This is a genomic window from Candidatus Limnocylindria bacterium (assembly GCA_036523395.1).
Taxonomy (GTDB): Bacteria; Chloroflexota; Limnocylindria; order P2-11E; family P2-11E; genus CF-39.
This window is the reverse complement of record DATDEH010000096.1, coordinates 1-18,668: the sequence shown is the minus strand read 5'-3', so window position 1 is coordinate 18,668 and position 18,668 is coordinate 1. Positions and strand designations below refer to the sequence as shown.

Genomic DNA, 18,668 nt, shown 5'->3' with positions numbered 1-18,668 from the left:
AGCGTGCTCCGGATGAATCCGTCGATGTCGATCGCATACGCCAGCGCCTGCCGAACGCGGACGTCGCGCAGCGCGGGCGCGCCGGTCCGCAGGTTCCACGCGATCGCGGTGTACGACGCCGCGGGATACGCGCGAAGGGCGAGGCCGCGGCGCGCCGCCGCGTCCGCGTCCTTCGGTTCGATGCTCGCGAGGTTCAGCTCGCTGTCGCGCGACAGCGCGCCATACGCGCTCGCGTCGGAGGTGACCTTGAACGAGATGCCATCGAGGAGCGGCGCGCCCTGGAAGTAGCTCTCGTTCCTCGTGAGATCGAGGCGCTCCCCCTTCTTCCAAGACTCGAACCGGAATGGGCCACTGGTCACCGTTGGCGCGAGGTTCTCCGTCGCCTCATCGATCGTCGACGCTGCCGGCGTGTCTCCGAGATAGCGCGAGAAGGTTTGCGTTGGGATCGGCGCGATGCCGAACACCGAGTAGAGGGACGGGCAGAACGCCGCCGCGAAGCGCACCGTGAACTGCTTCCCCGCGACCGAGATGCCCGCGATCGCGCCAGCCTTGCCACTCTGATAGTCCGCGAAACCTTCGATAACCTGGAACGATGAGCGGCGCGTCGTCTTCTTGCTTCGCGCCACGGCCTTGGCGAGCGTGGCGAAATCGTCGCCGGTGATCGGCGTGCCGTCAGACCACCGAGCCAGTGGATCGATGTCCCAGGTGATCGTGCGCGCGTCCGCGGAGAGCGACCACGTTCCGAGATGTGGCAGGAGCTCTCCCGTCACCGGATCGGGTCGGAGGAGCGGCGCGTAGAGAAGCCCGGTCGCCTGGAACGAGACCGAGTCTGTCGCGAGGAAAGGCTGCAGCGTCTGCGCATCGAAGAAGGTCGTCTGCACGACGCGTCCGCCGGGGACGGGCGCGGCGGTCGGCGTGGCGATGTCTGTCTGCGGCGCCGGCGCGCAGGCCGCTACGAAAATGGCAGCGAGCGCCGCGGCCCGCAGACGGATCACGCCATCTAGGAACGAGAGGTCGTGCGATCCCGTTCAGGCTGATGCTCTTCCGACACGTTGGCTCGAGAACCGGCACGCCGGTACTTGCCGACGATGATCGGCTTGGACCCCTTGCCGTCGACGTCCACCTCGATCTTGAAGATGAGGCCGCCGTCCGCTAGCTCGAAGATCGTGTTCCCGCTGCCCTCTTGGTGGAACTTCAGGATGTCGTTCTCCCACTCGCCTGTTCCCGGGGCGCCCGGCGGGCTGCCGAACGTGTCGAACCAGTGCAGCGTGTAGTTCTTCTTCTTCGCGTCCCACCCGATCACGCCGTGACCGGCGAGCAGGGTCTTGTCACCCGCCTTCTCGACGTAGTCCGCGATCATGAACAGGTCGCCGAGGTCCATCCGGAAATCGAACGTCCCGGTCGCCTTGGTCTCGGACGCGTGTGGCGAGCCTTCGATCTTCTCTTCACCGATCCACTTGCCCGCGAGCTTCTCGAGCCTCCTGTGCTGCTCAGTAGGCGTCGGCCTTTCCAATCACATCTCCTCCAGATCTGTTCGAAGTCCCTAAGACAGGGCATGCGACTCGTGCGACTTGGGACATACAACACGCCGCAGGGAACGTGCCATGAGGGGTACAGCGAGTCGGACGAGCTACTTGGGCGTTCGGCGGGTGACACGGCGAGTGCGGGTTGCGTGCGAGCGAGAGTGGAGGGGCCCCGCGACAGGACGGCGGATCAGTGTGGGAAGGCGCGGGGAGGCCAGCTCGCGAGCACGCGGCCCCACTCGCCGGGGCAGGACCCGCCGAAGCAGCTAAAGCGCGCGATCACGCACCCGGGAAATGGCAGGCCGCCCAGTGACGCGGGGCTTGCTCGATGAACTCTGGGTCGACTTCGGAACAGATCGCCTGCGCTTTCCAACACCGCGTGTGGAAGCGGCAGCCCGATGGCGGGTTCACCGGCGAGGGCACGTCGCCGGTGAGGATGATGCGCTTGCGCTTCTGCTCGACCGAGGGGTCCGGGATCGGCACGGCCGAGAGCAGCGCCTGGCTGTACGGGTGGAGCGGATGCTCGTAGAGGTCGACGCGGTCGGCCAGCTCGACGATCTTGCCGAGGTACATGACCGCAACGCGGTCGCTGATGTGACGCACGACCGAGAGGTCGTGCGCGATGAATAGATACGTGAGCTTGAAGCGGTCCTGCAGCTCTTCGAGCAGGTTGATGACCTGCGCCTGAATAGAGACATCCAATGCGGAGATGGGCTCGTCGGCGACGATGAAGTCGGGCTCGACGGCGAGGGCGCGTGCGACCCCGATGCGCTGACGCTGGCCGCCCGAGAACTCGTGCGGGTAGCGGTTCGTGAAGTACGGGTTGAGGCCGACGATCTTGAGCAGCTCCTGGACGCGCTCGGTCTTCGCGCGACCCTTCGCGAGGTTATGTACCTCGAGCGGCTCGCCGATGATGTTGCCGACGGTCATGCGCGGATTGAGCGATGCGTACGGGTCCTGGAAGATCATCTGCATGCGGCGGCGCATGCGCCGCATCTGCTCGCCTCCGAGCGTCGTGAGCTCCGTGCCATCGAACTTCACCGAGCCGGACGTCGGTTTGTAGAGCTGGAGGATGGCGCGGCCGGTCGTGGACTTGCCGCATCCGGACTCGCCCACCAGGCCGAGCGTCTCGCCCTTCTCGACGAAGAAGTCGATGCCGTCGACCGCGCGCACCGCACCGACCTGGCGCTGGAAGATGATCCCCTGCGTCAGCGGGAAGTGCATCTTGAGCGCCTGCACCGTGAGGAGGTTGTTCCCACTGTCCGCGGTCGCGGTCGAGCGGGTGCGCTGGATGAACTCGTCCGTCGGCGGCGTCGTGTTCGTCGTTACGGTCATCTCGTCACGCTCCTGATGGCGTTTCCGGCGTCGCGGTGACGGACGCGGTCTCCTGCTTGATCACCTCAAGGACATGTGTGTCGCCGATCTCCCGCTTCCAATCCGTGTCGACGAGCCAGCCGCCCTCCTGAGTACCCCAGCAGCGCGCCTCGTGATCGGACTTGGAGCTCGGGATGTGCTTGAGCTCCGGTTCCTTCTCGTGGCACACGTCGCGGCGGTACTGGCACCGCGGCTCGAACTTGCATCCGGGCGGCGGCGCGATGAGGTCCGGCGGCAGCCCTTCGATCGGCACGAGCTTGGCCTTGCGCGACTCGTCGAGGCGCGGGATCGAGCGGAGCAGGCCCCAGGTGTACGGCATCTTCGGATTCGCGAAGAGCTCGACGGTGTCGGCCTTCTCGACGATGCGGCCCGCGTACATGACGTTGATGCGCTGGGTCATTCCCGCAACGACGCCCAGGTCGTGGGTGATCAGGATGAACGCGGTGCGGAACTCGCGCGCCAGGTTCTTCAGCAGATCGAGGATCTGCGCCTGGATCGTCACGTCGAGAGCGGTCGTCGGCTCGTCCGCGAGGATGAGCTTGGGGTTGCACGAGAGCGCCATCGCGATCATCACGCGCTGGCGCATGCCACCTGAGAACTGGTGCGGATAGTCGTCGACGCGCTTCTTCGCGCTCGGGATGTTCACGAGCTCGAGGAGCTCGATGGTCCGCTTGCGCGCCTCGCTCTTGTCCATCTTGAGGTGGAGCTCGAGCGCCTCGGAGATCTGGCGGCTGATCGTGAGGACCGGGTTGAGGCTGGTCATCGGGTCCTGGAAGATCATCGCGATGTTGTTGCCCCGGATCCCGCGGACGTCGTCGTCGTCCATCTTCAGGATGTCCTGACCATCGAACATGATCGAGCCCTTGACGATCTTTCCGGGTGGCTGCGGGATAAGGCGCATGAGCGACAGCGCGGTCACGGACTTTCCGCAACCGGATTCGCCCACGATGCCGAGCGTTTCGCCGGCGGCGACCTGGAACGTCACCCCGTCGACGGCGCGGACGACGCCGTCACGCGTGAAGAACTGGGTGTGGAGGTCTGTGACCTCGAGTAGGTCGGCCAACGTCGGCGGAGTCTAGCCTAGGTCTTCATCCGCGGGTCCAGTGCGTCGCGCAGCCCGTCCCCCACGAACGTGAACGCCAGCATCACGACCGAGATGCAGATGGCCGGCAGGAGCACGGCCCACGGGTTTGCCGAAAACAGCGGGAAGCCCTCATTGATCATCTGGCCCCACGACGGCGTCGGCGGGATGATGCCCACGCCGAGGAACGAGAGCGTCGCCTCGCCGAGGATCGCGTTCGGAACCGCGAAGGCGGCGGTCACGATGAGCGGCGCGAGCGCGTTCGGAAGCAGGTGCTTCGCCATGATCCTGCGCGGCGTCGCCCCGACGGATCGGGCGGCTTCTACGAACTCTCGTTCCTTGAGCGCAAGCACCTGCCCTCGCGTCAACCGGGCGACGCCGACCCAGCCGACGATCGCGATCGCCACGAAGATCAGCATCAGTCCGTCCAGGATCTTGCCGAAGGGGCTGTTGCGGAACGAGGCCACGATGATCAGCAGGAAAAGGAAATCCGGGAACGCGTAGATGATGTCGGTGAAGCGCATGAGGATCTGGTCGAGCCACCCGCCGAAGAAGCCGGCGGTCATGCCGACGGTGACCCCAAGACCGAAGACGATCGCCGTCGGCACGAAACCGACGACCATGCTGATCCGCGACGCGTAGATCAGCCGGCTCACGATGTCGCGTCCCAGGAAGTCGGTCCCGAGCAGGTAGCGCGGATCGGTGTATTTGGAGCCGGTCCACAGTGGCTCCATCTGGCTGGCCGGGTTCGTGGGTATCTGGATCGGGTTATAGGGCGCGATCACCGGAGCGAGTGCGGCGATGAGGAAGGCAGAGGCGATGACGATGAGCCCGGCGACCGCGGCCTTGTTCCGCATGAGGCGGTAGAGCGCGTCTCCCCAGAGCGAGCGCTGCTTGCGGGCAAGGACGTTGAGCTCGGCCGAACGCTCCTGGGTGGCGCTCGCGGTGGCCATTCCTACTTCGCCACCTTGATCCGCGGGTCGAGCATCCCGTACACGAGGTCGACCGACAGATTCGCGACGATGATGAAGAACGCGTACAAGAGCGTCGTCGCCATGATCACCGGGTAGTCGAGGGCGAGGATGCTTGTGACATATTCGCGGCCGATGCCAGGGACCGAGAAGAAGGTCTCGATGATGAACGAACCGGTGATGAGGCCGGCGGCCGCAGGCCCGACGACCGTGGCGACCGGGATCATCGCGTTCTTGAGCACGTGACCGACGATGACGACCTGCTCACGCAGGCCCTTGCTGCGAGCGGTGCGCACGTAGTCCTGGCGGATCGCCTCGAGCATGGACGCGCGGGTGATGCGCGCGAGGAACGCGGCCGCGCCGAGGGCAAGGATCACCGTCGGCATCACCATGTGCTGCGGCGTGCCCCAGCCGGTGATCGGAAACAGCTTCAGGCCAAGCGCGAATATGTAGATGAAGAAGATCGCCATCACGAAGGACGGGATCGTCGTCCCGACCGTGGCGAAAAAGAGACTGCCGTAATCGATCATGGTGTTCTGTTTCAGCGCGCTGATGACACCGAGGGGTAGTGCGACGGCGAGCGCGAGGAGCAGCGCCTGGATCCCGAGTTGCGCGGTGACCGGGAAGCCCGACGCGATGATCTCGGACACCGGCCGGTTCCGACGGACGCTCGTGCCGAAGTCGAAATGAAGGATGTTGCTCATGTACAGGATGTATTGCTCGTGGACGGGCTTATCGAGTCCGTAGTAGGCGTTCCAACGATCGATCGTTGCCTGGCGCGCGGGCTTGTCCGGATTCTTGTCGAAGGGTGAACCCGGCGCCGCTTTCGCCAGCCCGAACGTGATGAGCGAGACGAAGAAGAGCGTCGGGATCATCAATAGGAGACGGCGGATGGTGTACTTGAGCACCTTTTCGAAGTGTATACCGCGACACAGTCACACATCGTTCAATCGTTCACCTCTTAACAGGAGTGGCGCGACTTCGCGGCCCTGCCCTCGCTCGCTGCTGGCTACGCCGGCCCGCTGATCATGACGCACTTGCTGCTCGGGCCGGCTGGGCGCAGACGCTCGCTCGAGCAGGGCCGCGACATCCCCGCCACTCCTTTGCCTGTGTCTCGTGAGAGGTGTCGGTCGACATTTAGCCGCTGAACGACTCCGATAGAAAGAGGCCGGCGTTTCCGCCGGCCCCTCTCATTCGCTCGGCGTTACCGAGGCTTAGTGCTTGATGACGTTGATGTTCTCGAAGGAGAAGAACCCTGGGATGCCGTAGTCGATCGGGTTCGCGGTGATGCCCTTGAGCCACGGCTTCACGAGGTACTTGCTCTGGTCGTAGAACACCCAGGCCGCAGGAGCGTCTTTGCTCAGCTGCTTTCCAGCCTGGTTGTAGATCGAATCGCGCTTGGCCGCGTCGGCCTCTTTGTCAGCCGCCTTGGTCAAGTCGTCGAACGCCTTGCTTGAATAGCCGGTCCGGGCAGCGCTCACGCCGCCGGTGGCCCACACGGTCGAGTGCCAGTTCTGCTGGTCTGGGAAGTCCGCGCACCAACCGAGGAAGAACAGCTGTGGCGCGTCTTGACCCTTCTTGAAGAGCGCGGTGTATGCCGTGCTCTGCACCGGGTCGAGCTCGACGGTCACGCCGAGGTTGGTCTTCCACTGGCCCTGCGCCCATTCGGCGCGCGCCTTGTTCGTGGCACTTGACGAGAACGTGTACTTGAGGCCGGTGAGGCCCGCCTTCGCTTCGGGGCTGGCCTTCTCAAGCGCCGCCTTCGCCGCGGCGACGTCGTACTTCTGCTCGGTATCGGAGTTGTCGTAGCCAGGGAAGCCCGGCGGAATGAAGCCGCCGTCGGCGGCCTTGCCGATGCCCTGCTGGACATCCTTCACGAATGCCGCGCGGTCGAACGACTTGGAGAATGCCGTCCGGACATTGACGTCGTTGAACGGCGGACGACGAACGTTGAAGCCGTAGTAGAAGGCGCACGATCCGCCAACATCGAGGACCTGTGCCTTCAGTTCCGCGTCGCCCTCAACGGTGCGCAGGTCGGTCGGGCCGACGCCGGTGATGTCCAGCTCGTTGTTGCGGTACGCCGCGAATGCAACGGCGGACTCGTTGATCATGACCTTGGTGATCGTCTTGATCTGGATCTTCTTGCGGTAGTTGTCGTTCCGCTCGAAGACCATCTTCTCGTTGTGCTTCCACTCGGCGAGCTTGAAGGGTCCGTTGCCGATGTACGTCGAGGGCTCGGTCCACTTGTCGCCACCCTTGGTGACGTCGGACTCGCGGACCGGCCAGCCCTGCCACAGGGCGGTGATCGGAACGAAGTACGGGGCCGGATCGGTGAGCGTGAACTCGATGTCCTTGTCGCTCGTCGCCTTGACTCCGACCTTGGCGCGGGCCGCCGAAAGCTCAGCCGGCGTTGCCTTCTTCGTGTCCATCGTGTTGTAGGCCTCGCAGCCCACGATGATGTAGAAGACGAAGGAGTAGTCGCCTGCCGCTGCCGGGTCGCAGCCACGCAGGAACGCGTACTCGAAGTTCTTCGCGGTCAGAGCCGCACCATCCGAGTACTTCAGCCCATCGCGCAGGGTATACGTGTACTTGAGGCCGTCAGCCGACAGTTTCGGTGCCGCCGCGGCTGCCGCCGGGACCGGCTTGCTCGTCTTCGTGTCGAAGCTCATTAGGCCCTCGAAGACGAATGAGGCCTGCCCGATCTCGTTGACGAACGAGGCCTTCTGCGGGTCGATGGTGTCTGGCTCGCTGCCCATGTTCAGGGTCAGCGTCCCGTTGGTGTCAGCTTGGCCGGCTGTCGTGCCGCCAGTTGTGGTCGTCTGTCCTGCCGGTGCCTGCGAACACGCGCCTACGAGCAGCGACGCGATCGCGAGCAGTGCGAGAACAGACCAAGTGCCGGTGCGGCGTTTGGTCATGCGCTCCTCCTCCTGTTGTGCCATGGGTACCCGCACGCGGACCTGCTGGCCGTAGATGCGAGCGGACATGGCCATTCTGGGGCCCTGTCCCTCAGCGCGTCAATCAACAAACGGCGCGCATCCGGACATGCGGACCCATCTAGAGGCCCATACCCATGTCGGTGCGCCGCGGTTCAGTTGACGGGGACGAATCGCCAGTCGCGTGCGTTCCAGGTGAGCGGATCACCGTTCGGGGAGGGCTGGATCCCATCGAGGTTACGCGGCGCCACATCGACCAGGAGCTCTTGATAGAGGGGTATGCCGGGCAGCGACTCGGCCCAGAGCTGCTGCATCGCGGCATACAGCGCTCGCTTGTCGACGCGCTCCGGGGCGGCTGCGGCCGCCGACAGCAGGACATCGAACCAGGGACCGACGACGCCGGCGTATCGCTCCGATGCGAGCTGCGGATCGTCGGTGCGCTCAGACAGGAGCGCCAGATCGAACTCCCCGCGCGTTACGGCGTCGAGCACGTCAGTCGCGGAGCGCTCGAGCACGGTCGCGGCGATGCCGATCGCCGCGAGATCGCCGGAGAGACGCCGACCTGCGTCGATGCGCGCCTGCGAGCCGGTGGCCACTTGCAGCGTGACCGTCATCCGCTCCGCGCCACGCTCCAGGATGCCGAGTCGTCCGGTCCGGAATCCGGCGGCCGCGAGCATGGCGCGGGCGCCCTCGCGATCGAGACGCGGCACCTCGAGCGGCTCCGTCGCGGCCCAGAGCGGAGCGACGAGGTACGAGCGCGGCACCCGCGCGCGGCCGGCGAAGATCGTCTCGACGAGAGCGCGCCGATCGAGCGCGAGCTCCACGGCCTGGCGCACGCGCAGATCGGAGAACACCGTTCCCTTCGTTCCGAAGCGCAGCATCTCGACCGCGTTCGCGGCCTTGTACAAGGCTTGGAGCCGCGGCCCGTCGGCGAATCGATCGAGCGTTCGCGCGAGGTCGGCCTCGACCGCCGGCGCGCCGGCCACGTCGACCTCGCCACGCCGGAGCGCATCGACGACCGCGCCGCGGTCGCTGTAGAAGCGGACCTCGATGCGACCAAGCCCCGGCGCACCGCCGACGTACCGCGGGAATGCCGTGAGCGTCATTCCGAATCCGGGGATCCACGCCGCGACGGCGAACGGTCCCGCGTGCATCGGCTCGCGCTGGTACTGCGCGCGCTTCTCCGGCGACGCGCCCGCGAGTATGTGGGCCGGCAGCACACGCGCGACCAGCGGATAGAGATCCCATCGCTCGCCCGCGCGATACGTGAAGCGGATCGTGCGATCGTCGACGCGCTCAACACGCTCGACGCGATCCGCCATCCAGCGCCGAGTCGTGGCGGTCGGTGCCGCGCGATCGTCATCGAACGCGAATCGCACGTCGTCCGCGGTGATCGGCTCGCCGTCCTGCCAGCGCGCGTCGTCGCGCAACGCGAACGTCGCGACCAGACGTCCGGATGGTGTTGCCGAGTCGGTCACGATGCGCGCGCCACCATTCGCGATCGTCGGGACCTCGGCCGCGAGCCGTGCGACGAATGCGCCATCGGGATCGCGACGCACGAGCGACTCGGTCACCGCAGCCTGCAGCACCTGCGCGCTCGGCTCATCGCTGAGGATCGCGCGCGGCTCGCCGGCGATGCCGAGCACGACATCGCGGCGCGTTGGCGCCGTCGGTGCACACGAGGCGAGGAGCGGCGCGAGCGTGACGAGAAGCGAAAGCAGGAGGGCCCGCCCGCGATGGGACGCCGTGACGGGTAGCTCCGGCTAGCGGGGTGCGCCGGCGCTGAGCCAGTCGTCCTCGGTGCTGTACTGCGCGACGTCGAACTGGCCGCCGACCGGATAGCGCACCGCCGGGACGACGGGGCCGCCGATCACGCGCAGCTGGAAGCGGAGCCAGCGTGCGTACGCGCTCTCGTCGACAGGCGGCTGCGTCTTGAAGTAGCCCTTGATGACCGATGGCGCGGTGACGCTCGGGACGACCTCGGGTGCGGGCTTCACTCCCAGATCGAGGGCCCCACCGAGCACGAGCGCGGCGAAGCCGAGAGCCATCGTCGCCTCGGACAGGCGGCCGACGAAACCGGTGCGCCACCACGGCACGGTCGACCGGGGCTCGACGCGCGCGGCGAGGCGGACACGCGCCGGTGACAGCAGCGTTCCACGAGCTCTCAGCGGCGCGTAGGCGCGGTCCAAGGCGAACGAGATCGTCGTGAGGTCGCGGAGCGCGGCGTCGCAGCGCGCGCAGACATCAGCGTGCGCCTCGAGCTCGAGGCGCTCGCGCGGGTGCAGCTCTCCCGTGAAGAGAGCTGCCATCTTCTGCTCGGCCGCGCGACATGCCACGGAGAACAACCTCATCGCGGTTCGCCCGGGAGCGGCTCGACGACCGGGGCGACCGTCCTCTTAGCACTAGGCGCGAGGAAGGACATTGGTTCGATGCCGAACTCCGGATGTGCCGAAAGATGTGTTCGGAGGCGCCGCAGGGCGTAGTGGAGGCGCGATTTCACGGTGCCGATGGGGCAATCGACCACCTGGGCGATCTCGGCCAGGTTCAGACCGTTCATGTAGTGCAGGACCACGACGATCCGATGCTTGGGCCCCAGGGTGTCGACCGCCGCGAGCACGATGCGCCGCACCTCGGCCTGCTCGGCGAGCACCGATGGCGAGCGCTCCTCGCTCTGGAACGCGTCGTTCGCGGAATCCTCGAGCGGGCTGATGATCACGCCCTTGCGCGGGCGCCGGTTGTACGAAAGGTTGACCGCAACCCGGTACAGCCACGGCCGCAGCGATCCTTCGGGCTCGAGACGCGCAAGCGCCCGGTGCGCGCGCGTGAATGTGTCGACCGCGATCTCCTCGGCCGCCGATGGATCCTTGGTGATCGCGAGACCGAGGCGGAAGATCCCATCGCGGTACCGGTAGAAGAGGGCATCGAACGCGAGCATGTCGCCGTCGCGCGCGGCGTATACGAGCTCGCGATCGGTGCGCCGGTCCTCTTCGTGTGCCTGCCGTCGTGCGGCGTGCTCGGTCACTCGTCGTCCGGAAGGTACCGGCGGATCGCGCGCAGATTGCGCTCCGGTGTCAACGCCCCGCGCTCGACGACCGCGCCCGACTGCGGCGCGTGGAGGAACTCGCGCTCGCCGGTGGCGATCGCGGTGTGGGTGATGTGCTCATCACCGAAGAAGAACAGATCTCCTGGACGCGCTGCGTTGACGGATCGACCCTCCACCGCCTGCTGGTCGGCGTCACGATCGAGACCCACCCCGTTCAAACGGTACACGAGCTGTGTGAATCCGGAACAGTCGATCCCGTCCGCCGTCGTGCCGCCCCAGAGATACGCCACGCCGAGGAAGCACTCCGCCGTGCGGAGCAGATCCGACGTCGCGGGGAAACGCGAGGCGAGCTGCGCGATGTCCACCGTGTCACGGAACGCGACCCAGCCGTCGTAGCTGATGCGCAGCCACTCTCCCTGCCGCTCCTGGATCGCGAGCGGCGCGGCGACGGGCAGCCGGTCGATGATCGGCGCCGCGTCCGTCGGCGCGGAGCGAACGTCGGCCACGACGACACCGACGATGCGGCGCTCCGGCGCGCCGACCTCGTCGAGGTGATCAGCCTGCACCCAGCCGAAGTAGTGATCGGGACCCTGCGCGTAGAACCAGTCGCCGTCGCGCGCGAGCAGCGTGAGCCGCTCGCCGTAATGCGCCTGATCGACGCGCTCGGAATCCTCGTCGGGCTCCGCACGCAGATCCGTGAGCCCGCGGTTCACGAGTGCCTGCGGCGGGCGCACCATCGCGACAGCGAGACGCGCGGCGGCGATGCTCATGTCGGCTTCGCCGCCATTCGCCAAAAACCTGGTTCTCGCAGGGGCTTCGCCCCTTCCACCCCACCTTTCATGTTCCCCGATACCTCAAGACCGGCTTACGCGCGGCGCCGACCTCGTCGAGGCGGCGGAGCGGCGTGTTCCGCGGCGCGTCGCGCACCGCGGCCGGATCCGTCTTCACGCGTTCGGCGATGCGGAGCATCGCGGCGGCGAACGCATCGAGCGTCTCCGTCGGCTCGGTCTCGGTGGGCTCGATCATCATCGCCTCGGGGACGATGAGCGGGAAGTACACCGTCGGCGAATGGAACCCCTCGTCGAGCAGCGCCTTCGAGATGTCGAGTGCCGACGCGCCCTGTTTCTTCTGCTTCGCCGCACTGATGACGAACTCGTGCATCGGCGGCCGCTCGTATGCGACGTCGTACGCGGGTCGGAGCAGCGCGAGGAGGTAGTTGGCGGAAAGGATCGCGTCACGTCCCGTCTCCACCAGGCCCTCCTCTCCGAGCGTCTTCATATAGGTATAGGCGCGCGCCAATACGCCGAAGTTCCCGAGGCGCTGTTTGATCGTCCCGATCGAGTCACCCTGGCCCGCGGGCACGCGGTCCTCACGCGCGGTGTCGTAGTGATAGGTGCCGTCAGCGTCGCGCTCGATCCACGGCTTCGGCAGGAACGGACGCAGGTGCGCCTTCACACAAAGTGGACCCGCGCCGGGACCGCCAGCCCCGTGTGGCGTCGAGAACGTCTTGTGGACGTTGATGTGAACGCAGTCGAAGCCGAGATCACCCGGGCGTGCCACGCCGAGGAGGGCGTTCATGTTCGCGCCGTCGCCGTACACGAGCGCACCCGCGGCGTGGACCGCGTCGCACACTTCGCGCACGCGCTCCTCGAATAGACCGAGCGTGTTCGGGTTCGTCAGCATGAATCCCGCGACATCCGGGCCGAGCGCGCTCTTGAGGGCATCGAGGTCGACGTTCCCGCGCGCGTCGCTCTTCACCGTCGTGACTTCATAGCCGCACATCGCCGCGGACGCGGGGTTCGTGCCATGCGCCGAATCCGGGACGATGATCCGCCGGCGCTGCTTGGCCTCGCCGCGCTTCGCGTGATACGCCTTGAACACGAGAAGCGCGGTGAACTCGGACTGCGCGCCGGCCTGCGGCTGCAGCGACACGAAGTCCATCCCGGTGATCTTCATCAGCATCTGCTCGAGCTCATACGCGAGCGCGAGGACGCCTTGCGTCGTGCGGTACGACTGCCGCGGATGAACGTCGGCGAAAAGTCCGGCCACGCGGTCGTTCACCTTCGGGTTGTACTTCATCGTGCACGAGCCAAGGGGATACATCCCGGTATCGACCGAATAGTTCAGTTGCGCGAGATGTGTGTAGTGGCGCACGACCTGCGGCTCCGTGAGCTCGGGGAGACGAAGGGGCGCCTTTCGTTTGAACTGGTCGGGGATCTCGGCGGTCTCACTCGTCCTCACGTGGCGGCCGTTCCGTCCGGGTCGCGCGAGCTCGAAGAGCAGCGGCTCTAGCGCCGGCACCGGCGTCTTCGCGCCCGAGTCGGGGATCACGTGCGTGCGGACGGTCACCTCGTCGCCACCGTCTCGCTGGATCGCGTGAGCTGTGCGACCGCGTCGACCAGCGCGTCGGCATCCGCTTCGGTCGTGAGCTCGGTGCACTGCACGATGATGTCGTCGCGGCCCTCGCGTCGACCGTGCACGAAATGCGACGCGGTCACCTCGACCTGGATGCCACGCGCGATGAGCGCGTTCCGCAGGTCCCAGCCCCCCATCTCTGTGCGGAGCGTGAAGCGATCGAAGAACGGTCCGTCGTTCGCGATCGTGCAGCCCGGCAGCGCTGCGAGACGCTTCGCGAGCGCGTGCGCGCGCGCAACGCCGGCGCGCGCCGCGGCGCGCAGGCCATCGGGGCCGAGCAGCGACAGATAGACGGCGGCGGTGATCGCCGCCAGCGCCTCGTTCGTGCAGATGTTGCTCGTCGCCTTCTCGCGACGGATGTGCTGCTCGCGCGTCTGCAGCGTGTTCACGAAGCCACGCGTACCATCCGCGTCGACGGTCTGACCCGCGATGCGGCCGGGCATCTGGCGCACGAGCGCCTCGCGGCAGGCGAAGATGCCGAGGTGCGGGCCGCCGTACGACATCGTGATGCCGAGCGGCTGGCCCTCGCCGACGACGATGTCGGCTCCGAGCGCTCCCGGCGGCTCGAGCAGCGCGCACGCGTGCGGCTCCGTGACCTGCACGCACAGCGCGCCGGCGGCATGCGCGGCTTCGGCGATCGCGCGCACGTCGACGAGCGTCCCGAACGCATCGGGGTGCTGCACGATGAGACAGGCCGCGCCTTCGGCGGACGTTGCGAGGTTCGCCGTCGGCACTTCGACGATCTCGAGCCCGGGCCCGCGGCCGTACGTGCGCAGCGTGCGCCGATACGTGAAGTCGACGTCGCTTGCGACGACCACCTTGTGGCGTCCCGTGACGCGAACGGCCATGAACGCAGCCTCGGCGGTGGCCGAGCCGCCGTCATACATCGACGAGTTCACGACGTCCATCGCGAGCAGCTCGGCCATGAGGGACTGGTACTCGAAGACGGCCTGCAGTGTGCCCTGGCTCACCTCGGGCTGGTACGGGGTGTATGCGGTGAGGAACTCGCCACGCAGCGCGAGCACCGGGACCGCCGCCGGGATGTACCGGCGCTGGATCGAGCCGCCGATGAAGAACGGCCCTGCGCCCGCGTTCGTGTTCATCTTCGCCAGCGCCTCGAGGTGCGCCTGGACCTCCAGCTCGGAGAGACCCGGTCCGACGCCGAGCTTCGGATGGCGCGCGTCCCTCGGGATGGCGCCGAGAAGCTCGTCCAGGTCGCGAACGCCGATGCGTTCGAGCATCGCGGCCCGGTCGGAGTCGGTGTGCGGCGAGTAGGGGTTATTCCCCACGGTCAGTCGCCGCCGGCGCCGGCCGTCTCGCCGATGTGCGCGCGGTAGTCCTGCGCGGAGAGGAGCTTGTTGATCTCGCCTTTGTCGGCGAGCTTCACCTTCACGAGCCAGCCCTGCTCGTAGGGCGAGGTGTTCACGAGCTCGGGCTTCTCGATGACCTTCACGTTGCGCTCGACCACTTCGCCGGAGATCGGGCTGTAGATGTCGGATGCGGCCTTGACCGACTCGACGACGCCGAGGCTCGCGAACTGGCGGACACTCGCGCTCTTCTCGGGCAGTTCGACGAACACGACGTCGCCCAGCTGCTCCTGTGCGAAATGCGTGATACCGATCGTCGCCGTGTCGCCCTCCAGGCGCACCCACTCGTGCTCCTTCGAATAGCGCAGGTCGTCGGGAACGGCGCTCACTGTGGCCTCCGATAAGACGTTGTCGCTTCGCGACAACCCTGTACGTGAAGGGCCACTCTAAATGGCCCTTCTGTAAAAAGGTGTCTTCACTACCGTAGCGGGAACGTCCTTGTCGCGAATGCGGACCGCCAGCGCGGTGCCGACCTTCGACAACTCGGTCGGGACGTACGCCAGGGCGATGTTCTGGGCGACCGTCGGCCCGAAGGTCCCGCTGGTCACCCTCCCGACCACCTTGCCCTCGGAGGTCACGTCGTGGCCGTGGCGCGCGACGCCGCCCTCGACGACGAGACCGACGATCCGCCGTTTCGGGCCGTCGGCCTTCTGCTTCGCGACCGCGTCGCGTCCGACGAAGTCCTTGTCGAGCTTGCACGTCCAGCCCAGACCGGCCTCGATCGGGCCGGTCGTCTCGTCGATGTCGTTCCCGTAGAGCGAGAAGCGCGCCTCGAGCCGGAGCGTGTCGCGCGCACCGAGGCCGACGGGAACGAGCGCATCGCCCCGGCCCGCGACGAGGAGCGCCTGCCACACCTGCACCGCATCGGCGTTGTCGACGAAGACCTCGAAGCCGTCCTCGCCCGTGTAGCCGGTACGCGCGATCGTCGCCTCCGCGCCCGCCGCGCGGGTGGACTTCACCCCGAACGGCTGGAGCGCGGCGACGCTGCCGCCCGCGACCTTGGCGAGGATGTCGGCCGCGCGCGGGCCCTGGATCGCGATGAGCGCCGTGCCGGCGGAGCGATCGGCGAACGCGACCTCCTTCGGTAGGTGCTTACGGACATGCGCCTCGTCCTTCGCGATGTTCGCGGCATTCACGACCATCAGGACGTGGTCGGCGGCGGTGCGGTACACGATGACGTCGTCGACGATCGTGCCGCCCTCGTTGCAGAGGAGGCCATATCGCGCCTGCCCCACCTCGAGACCCGCGATGTCGCTCGAGACGAGCCGATCGACGGCCGCGAGCGCCCCGGGGCCATCGAAGTGGAACTCGCCCATGTGCGAGAGATCGAAGAGCCCCGCGGCCTCACGCACCGCGCGGTGCTCGGCGACGATGCCGGCATATTGGATCGGCATCTCGTAGCCCGCGAACGGCACCATGCGGGCGCCGAGCTGCAGATGCTCCGGATAGAGCGGCGTCCGCCGCAGCGCAGCGTCGGTCGTCATGCCGCCGATCGCGTGGCGTCGATCGCGCGGTCGAGCACCTCGCGGTAGGTCTCGTACGACAGCATCCGGCGCGCCTCGCGCGCGGACACCCAGCGAACGTCGTCGTACTCCTGGTCGTGTCGCGAGACGTCGCCGCCATCGGCGCGCATCAAGAAGAAGTGGACGAACTTGTGAACGCGTTCCCCCGGCACCGCGAACCAGTAATCGGTGACGCCGATCGGCGCGACGATGCTGACATCGAGACCGGTCTCCTCGCGCACCTCGCGGAGCGCGGTCTCCTCGATCGACTCGCCGGCGTCGGGCGTGCCCTTCGGGAACACCCACGTGCCGTCACTCGTGCGGCCGTTGAGCACGACCTCGAGATCGTCGCCCGCGCCGCGGGTCACCACGCCACCTGCGGCGGTGGTCGTGCGCACTCTGGTCGGACGGCGCGAACGGTCGATGGGCACTTGGCTCACAACAGGCGCGTGCCGTTGATGACGAGCGCGAAGCTGCAGTGAAGGAACTCCGCAGCCCGGCGCGACAGCATCATGCGCGAGAGGAAGATCTCGAAGTACTCCATGAGCGGCGCGACCTCGGTGTCGATCGTGAGCTCGAGGGTGATGAGCTTTTCTTTGCGGCTGACCTTGACCTCCGCCGACGTCGCCGCGTAGTTCACGCGGTCGTGGATGTCGAACGAAGTGGTCTTCGGGTTCCGCACGCGGCTGCGATGCACGTCGCTCTTGTCGGCGATGATCACCGCCGCGGAGACGGCGCTCACTGGTAGCCCGCCCTCGGACTCCTCATGATTCGCGATCGCGCCCATGATCGTCGCGACCTCCTCGAGCTCGAAGCCGTTGTCGACGAGGATCGCTTCGGAGAGGAGCGCGCCCGTTTGTCCGTGGCTCTCGCGTGTGATGACGTTGCCGATGTCGTGTAGGTAGGCCGCGACCGCTGCGACCTCGCAGCGGCGCGCGTCGTGCCCGAGCGATTTCAGGATGAAGCGGGCACCGTCGGCCGACGTGTTCGCGTGCCGTTCGCCGTGCTCGGTGTATCCGATCGCGCCGGTCTGCTGGTTCGCCGAGCGGATGTACGTCTTGACGCGCGGGTCGGCCTTGATCGTGTCGAGCGTTGGGCCCTCGCGCTTCGCCTCGGCCGACGTGCGCGTTTTCGGTTCGGCGCGGTGAACTTTCTTCAGCTCGTCCGGCGCGCCGGTGTCGTCTGGTCGCGGTGCGGCAGCGGACTCGCGCATGACCCAACTCTACTTGCCCGCCGCTCAGGCCTCCATCCGCAGGTCTTCGAGGTCGAGGTCGCGCTCGAGGCTGCGCAGCACCTGTTCGGTGATCACGCCACGGTCATGGAGGTCGAGCGCGGCCCGGCGCTCCGCGTCGATCACCTCGCGGCGGATCAGCCCGTGCTCGAGCAGCTCTTGCTCCGCCGCGCCGCCGTCTTCGTGATGCTGCTCATCGTGCCGCGCGCGATGCGCATACCGGTCGCGGAGCTGATCGATGAGCTCGATGTGCCCCGGCCATTGCGCTCGCATCTCCTCGAGCCGCGCGAGGGCAGCTTCGGTCGTGAGACCGCGCGCGTGCACCTCGTCGTGTGACGCATCGGCGGTCGACACGACGCCGAGCTTCTTGATCACAAGCGGCAACGTGAGGCCCTGGCCGACCAGCGTCACGAGGATGACCGCGAACACGAGGAAAAGGATGAGGTCGCGCTCGGGGAAGTTGGCGGGCAGCGCGAGCGCGGCCGCGAGCGATACGACGCCGCGGAGTCCGGACCATCCCACCACGAACACCGCCTGCCACGGTGGATTCGGATCGGCGCGACGTACCGCGGGGATGACACGTGGCAGGTACGACGCTAGGTAGACCCAGGCGATCCTGGCGATGACCACCGCCAAGCAGACCGCGGCGGTAACGGAGGCCACGCGCGAGAGGTCAACGGTGAGACCGCGCAGGACGCTCGGCAGCTGGAGCCCGATGAGCATGAAGACGAGACCGTTGAGAAGGAAGAGGAGCATCTGCCACGCGCCGGTCGCGACAACGCGGACGTCAGAGGACGAGCGCCGCGTCGCCCGGCGCGCGAGAAGACCCGCGACGACCGTTGCGAGCACCCCCGACACGGCGATGCTCTCCGCCCCGAGGTACGCCGCGTACGGCGCGAGCAGGGTGATGGTCACGGCGATCGCGGTATCGCGGATATTCGCAAGCAGCCACTCGCCTGCGAATCCGACGACCAGGCCGACCGCGATCCCACCGATGAGGACCACGACGAACGACAGGCCGGCGTCGAGGAGCGAGAACGCCCCGGCGGCGACGGCCGCGACGGCGAAGCGGTACATGACGAGCGCGGTCGCATCGTTCACGAGGCTCTCGCCCTCAAGGATCGTCACGATGCGCCGCGGCACGCCAACACGCTGGAAGATCGCGGTCGCGGCGACGGCGTCCGGCGGCGCGACGATGGCGCCGAGTGCGAACGCACCGGCCCACCCG

The 18,668-nt window shown here is 67.1% G+C and carries 18 protein-coding genes; all 18 read right to left on the bottom strand.

What is annotated here, in order from left to right:
* On the bottom strand, window positions 1–995 hold a 995-nt coding region (locus VI056_12445; GenBank protein ID HEY6203836.1), incomplete at its 3' end, for an ABC transporter substrate-binding protein.
* A 5-nt stretch (window positions 996–1,000) separates the two neighbouring features.
* Complete coding sequence (locus tag VI056_12440) at window positions 1,001–1,513, bottom strand: DUF1579 family protein (protein HEY6203835.1); 513 nt, start codon at window positions 1,511–1,513, stop codon at window positions 1,001–1,003.
* A 289-nt stretch (window positions 1,514–1,802) separates the two neighbouring features.
* A complete protein-coding gene (locus tag VI056_12435) occupies window positions 1,803–2,747 on the bottom strand; it encodes an oligopeptide/dipeptide ABC transporter ATP-binding protein (GenBank protein ID HEY6203834.1) in 945 nt (314 codons plus the stop codon).
* Between the two features lie 115 nt (window positions 2,748–2,862).
* Entirely contained in the window at window positions 2,863–3,960 is a 1,098-nt protein-coding gene (locus VI056_12430; GenBank protein HEY6203833.1) for an ABC transporter ATP-binding protein, read from the bottom strand.
* Window positions 3,961–3,977: 17 nt separating this feature from the next.
* The gene (locus VI056_12425; protein ID HEY6203832.1) at window positions 3,978–4,931 is read right to left on the bottom strand and encodes an ABC transporter permease; all 954 of its coding nucleotides are present in this window, start codon (window positions 4,929–4,931) and stop codon (window positions 3,978–3,980) included.
* Window positions 4,932–4,933: 2 nt separating this feature from the next.
* A complete protein-coding gene (locus tag VI056_12420; GenBank protein ID HEY6203831.1) occupies window positions 4,934–5,857 on the bottom strand; it encodes an ABC transporter permease in 924 nt (307 codons plus the stop codon).
* A 306-nt stretch (window positions 5,858–6,163) separates the two neighbouring features.
* Window positions 6,164–7,864, bottom strand: coding sequence for a peptide ABC transporter substrate-binding protein (locus VI056_12415; protein HEY6203830.1), 1,701 nt, complete (start codon window positions 7,862–7,864; stop codon window positions 6,164–6,166).
* A gap of 173 nt (window positions 7,865–8,037) precedes the next feature.
* On the bottom strand, window positions 8,038–9,528 hold the full coding sequence (locus tag VI056_12410) for a peptide ABC transporter substrate-binding protein (protein HEY6203829.1): 1,491 nt from the start codon (window positions 9,526–9,528) through the stop codon (window positions 8,038–8,040).
* 117 nt (window positions 9,529–9,645) lie between these two features.
* Entirely contained in the window at window positions 9,646–10,233 is a 588-nt protein-coding gene (locus VI056_12405) for a zf-HC2 domain-containing protein (GenBank protein ID HEY6203828.1), read from the bottom strand.
* The gene (locus tag VI056_12400; protein ID HEY6203827.1) at window positions 10,230–10,904 is read right to left on the bottom strand and encodes a sigma-70 family RNA polymerase sigma factor; all 675 of its coding nucleotides are present in this window, start codon (window positions 10,902–10,904) and stop codon (window positions 10,230–10,232) included. The genes VI056_12405 and VI056_12400 overlap by 4 nt, the downstream gene beginning before the upstream one ends.
* The gene (locus VI056_12395) at window positions 10,901–11,695 is read right to left on the bottom strand and encodes an NlpC/P60 family protein (GenBank protein ID HEY6203826.1); all 795 of its coding nucleotides are present in this window, start codon (window positions 11,693–11,695) and stop codon (window positions 10,901–10,903) included. The genes VI056_12400 and VI056_12395 overlap by 4 nt, the downstream gene beginning before the upstream one ends.
* Before the next feature lie 67 nt (window positions 11,696–11,762).
* Window positions 11,763–13,226 carry an aminomethyl-transferring glycine dehydrogenase subunit GcvPB gene (gene gcvPB / locus VI056_12390; protein HEY6203825.1) on the bottom strand — a complete coding sequence of 488 codons (1,464 nt, stop codon included), beginning with the start codon at window positions 13,224–13,226 and terminating at the stop codon, window positions 11,763–11,765.
* A 44-nt stretch (window positions 13,227–13,270) separates the two neighbouring features.
* A complete protein-coding gene (gene gcvPA / locus VI056_12385; GenBank protein HEY6203824.1) occupies window positions 13,271–14,629 on the bottom strand; it encodes an aminomethyl-transferring glycine dehydrogenase subunit GcvPA in 1,359 nt (452 codons plus the stop codon).
* Window positions 14,630–14,631: 2 nt separating this feature from the next.
* The gene (gcvH, locus tag VI056_12380; protein ID HEY6203823.1) at window positions 14,632–15,036 is read right to left on the bottom strand and encodes a glycine cleavage system protein GcvH; all 405 of its coding nucleotides are present in this window, start codon (window positions 15,034–15,036) and stop codon (window positions 14,632–14,634) included.
* A gap of 57 nt (window positions 15,037–15,093) precedes the next feature.
* Window positions 15,094–16,191, bottom strand: coding sequence for a glycine cleavage system aminomethyltransferase GcvT (gene gcvT, locus VI056_12375; GenBank protein ID HEY6203822.1), 1,098 nt, complete (start codon window positions 16,189–16,191; stop codon window positions 15,094–15,096).
* Window positions 16,188–16,640, bottom strand: coding sequence for an NUDIX hydrolase (locus tag VI056_12370; protein HEY6203821.1), 453 nt, complete (start codon window positions 16,638–16,640; stop codon window positions 16,188–16,190). Before VI056_12370 ends, gcvT begins: the two co-directional genes overlap by 4 nt.
* A 5-nt stretch (window positions 16,641–16,645) precedes the next feature.
* On the bottom strand, window positions 16,646–17,422 hold the full coding sequence (locus VI056_12365) for an HD domain-containing protein (GenBank protein HEY6203820.1): 777 nt from the start codon (window positions 17,420–17,422) through the stop codon (window positions 16,646–16,648).
* A gap of 24 nt (window positions 17,423–17,446) precedes the next feature.
* Window positions 17,447–18,668, bottom strand: a 1,222-nt coding sequence (locus VI056_12360) for a cation:proton antiporter (GenBank protein HEY6203819.1), incomplete at its 5' end; no start/stop codon positions are given.

Coding starts and splice junctions, on each gene's coding strand:
- gcvT (HEY6203822.1), bottom strand. CDS start 16,191: ATGACGACCGACGCTGCGCTGCGGCGGACGCCGCTCTATCCGGAGCAT.
- VI056_12405 (HEY6203828.1), bottom strand. CDS start 10,233: ATGAGGTTGTTCTCCGTGGCATGTCGCGCGGCCGAGCAGAAGATGGCA.
- VI056_12415 (HEY6203830.1), bottom strand. CDS start 7,864: ATGACCAAACGCCGCACCGGCACTTGGTCTGTTCTCGCACTGCTCGCG.
- VI056_12365 (HEY6203820.1), bottom strand. CDS start 17,422: ATGCGCGAGTCCGCTGCCGCACCGCGACCAGACGACACCGGCGCGCCG.
- VI056_12435 (HEY6203834.1), bottom strand. CDS start 2,747: ATGCACTTCCCGCTGACGCAGGGGATCATCTTCCAGCGCCAGGTCGGT.
- VI056_12425 (HEY6203832.1), bottom strand. CDS start 4,931: ATGGCCACCGCGAGCGCCACCCAGGAGCGTTCGGCCGAGCTCAACGTC.
- VI056_12395 (HEY6203826.1), bottom strand. CDS start 11,695: ATGAGCATCGCCGCCGCGCGTCTCGCTGTCGCGATGGTGCGCCCGCCG.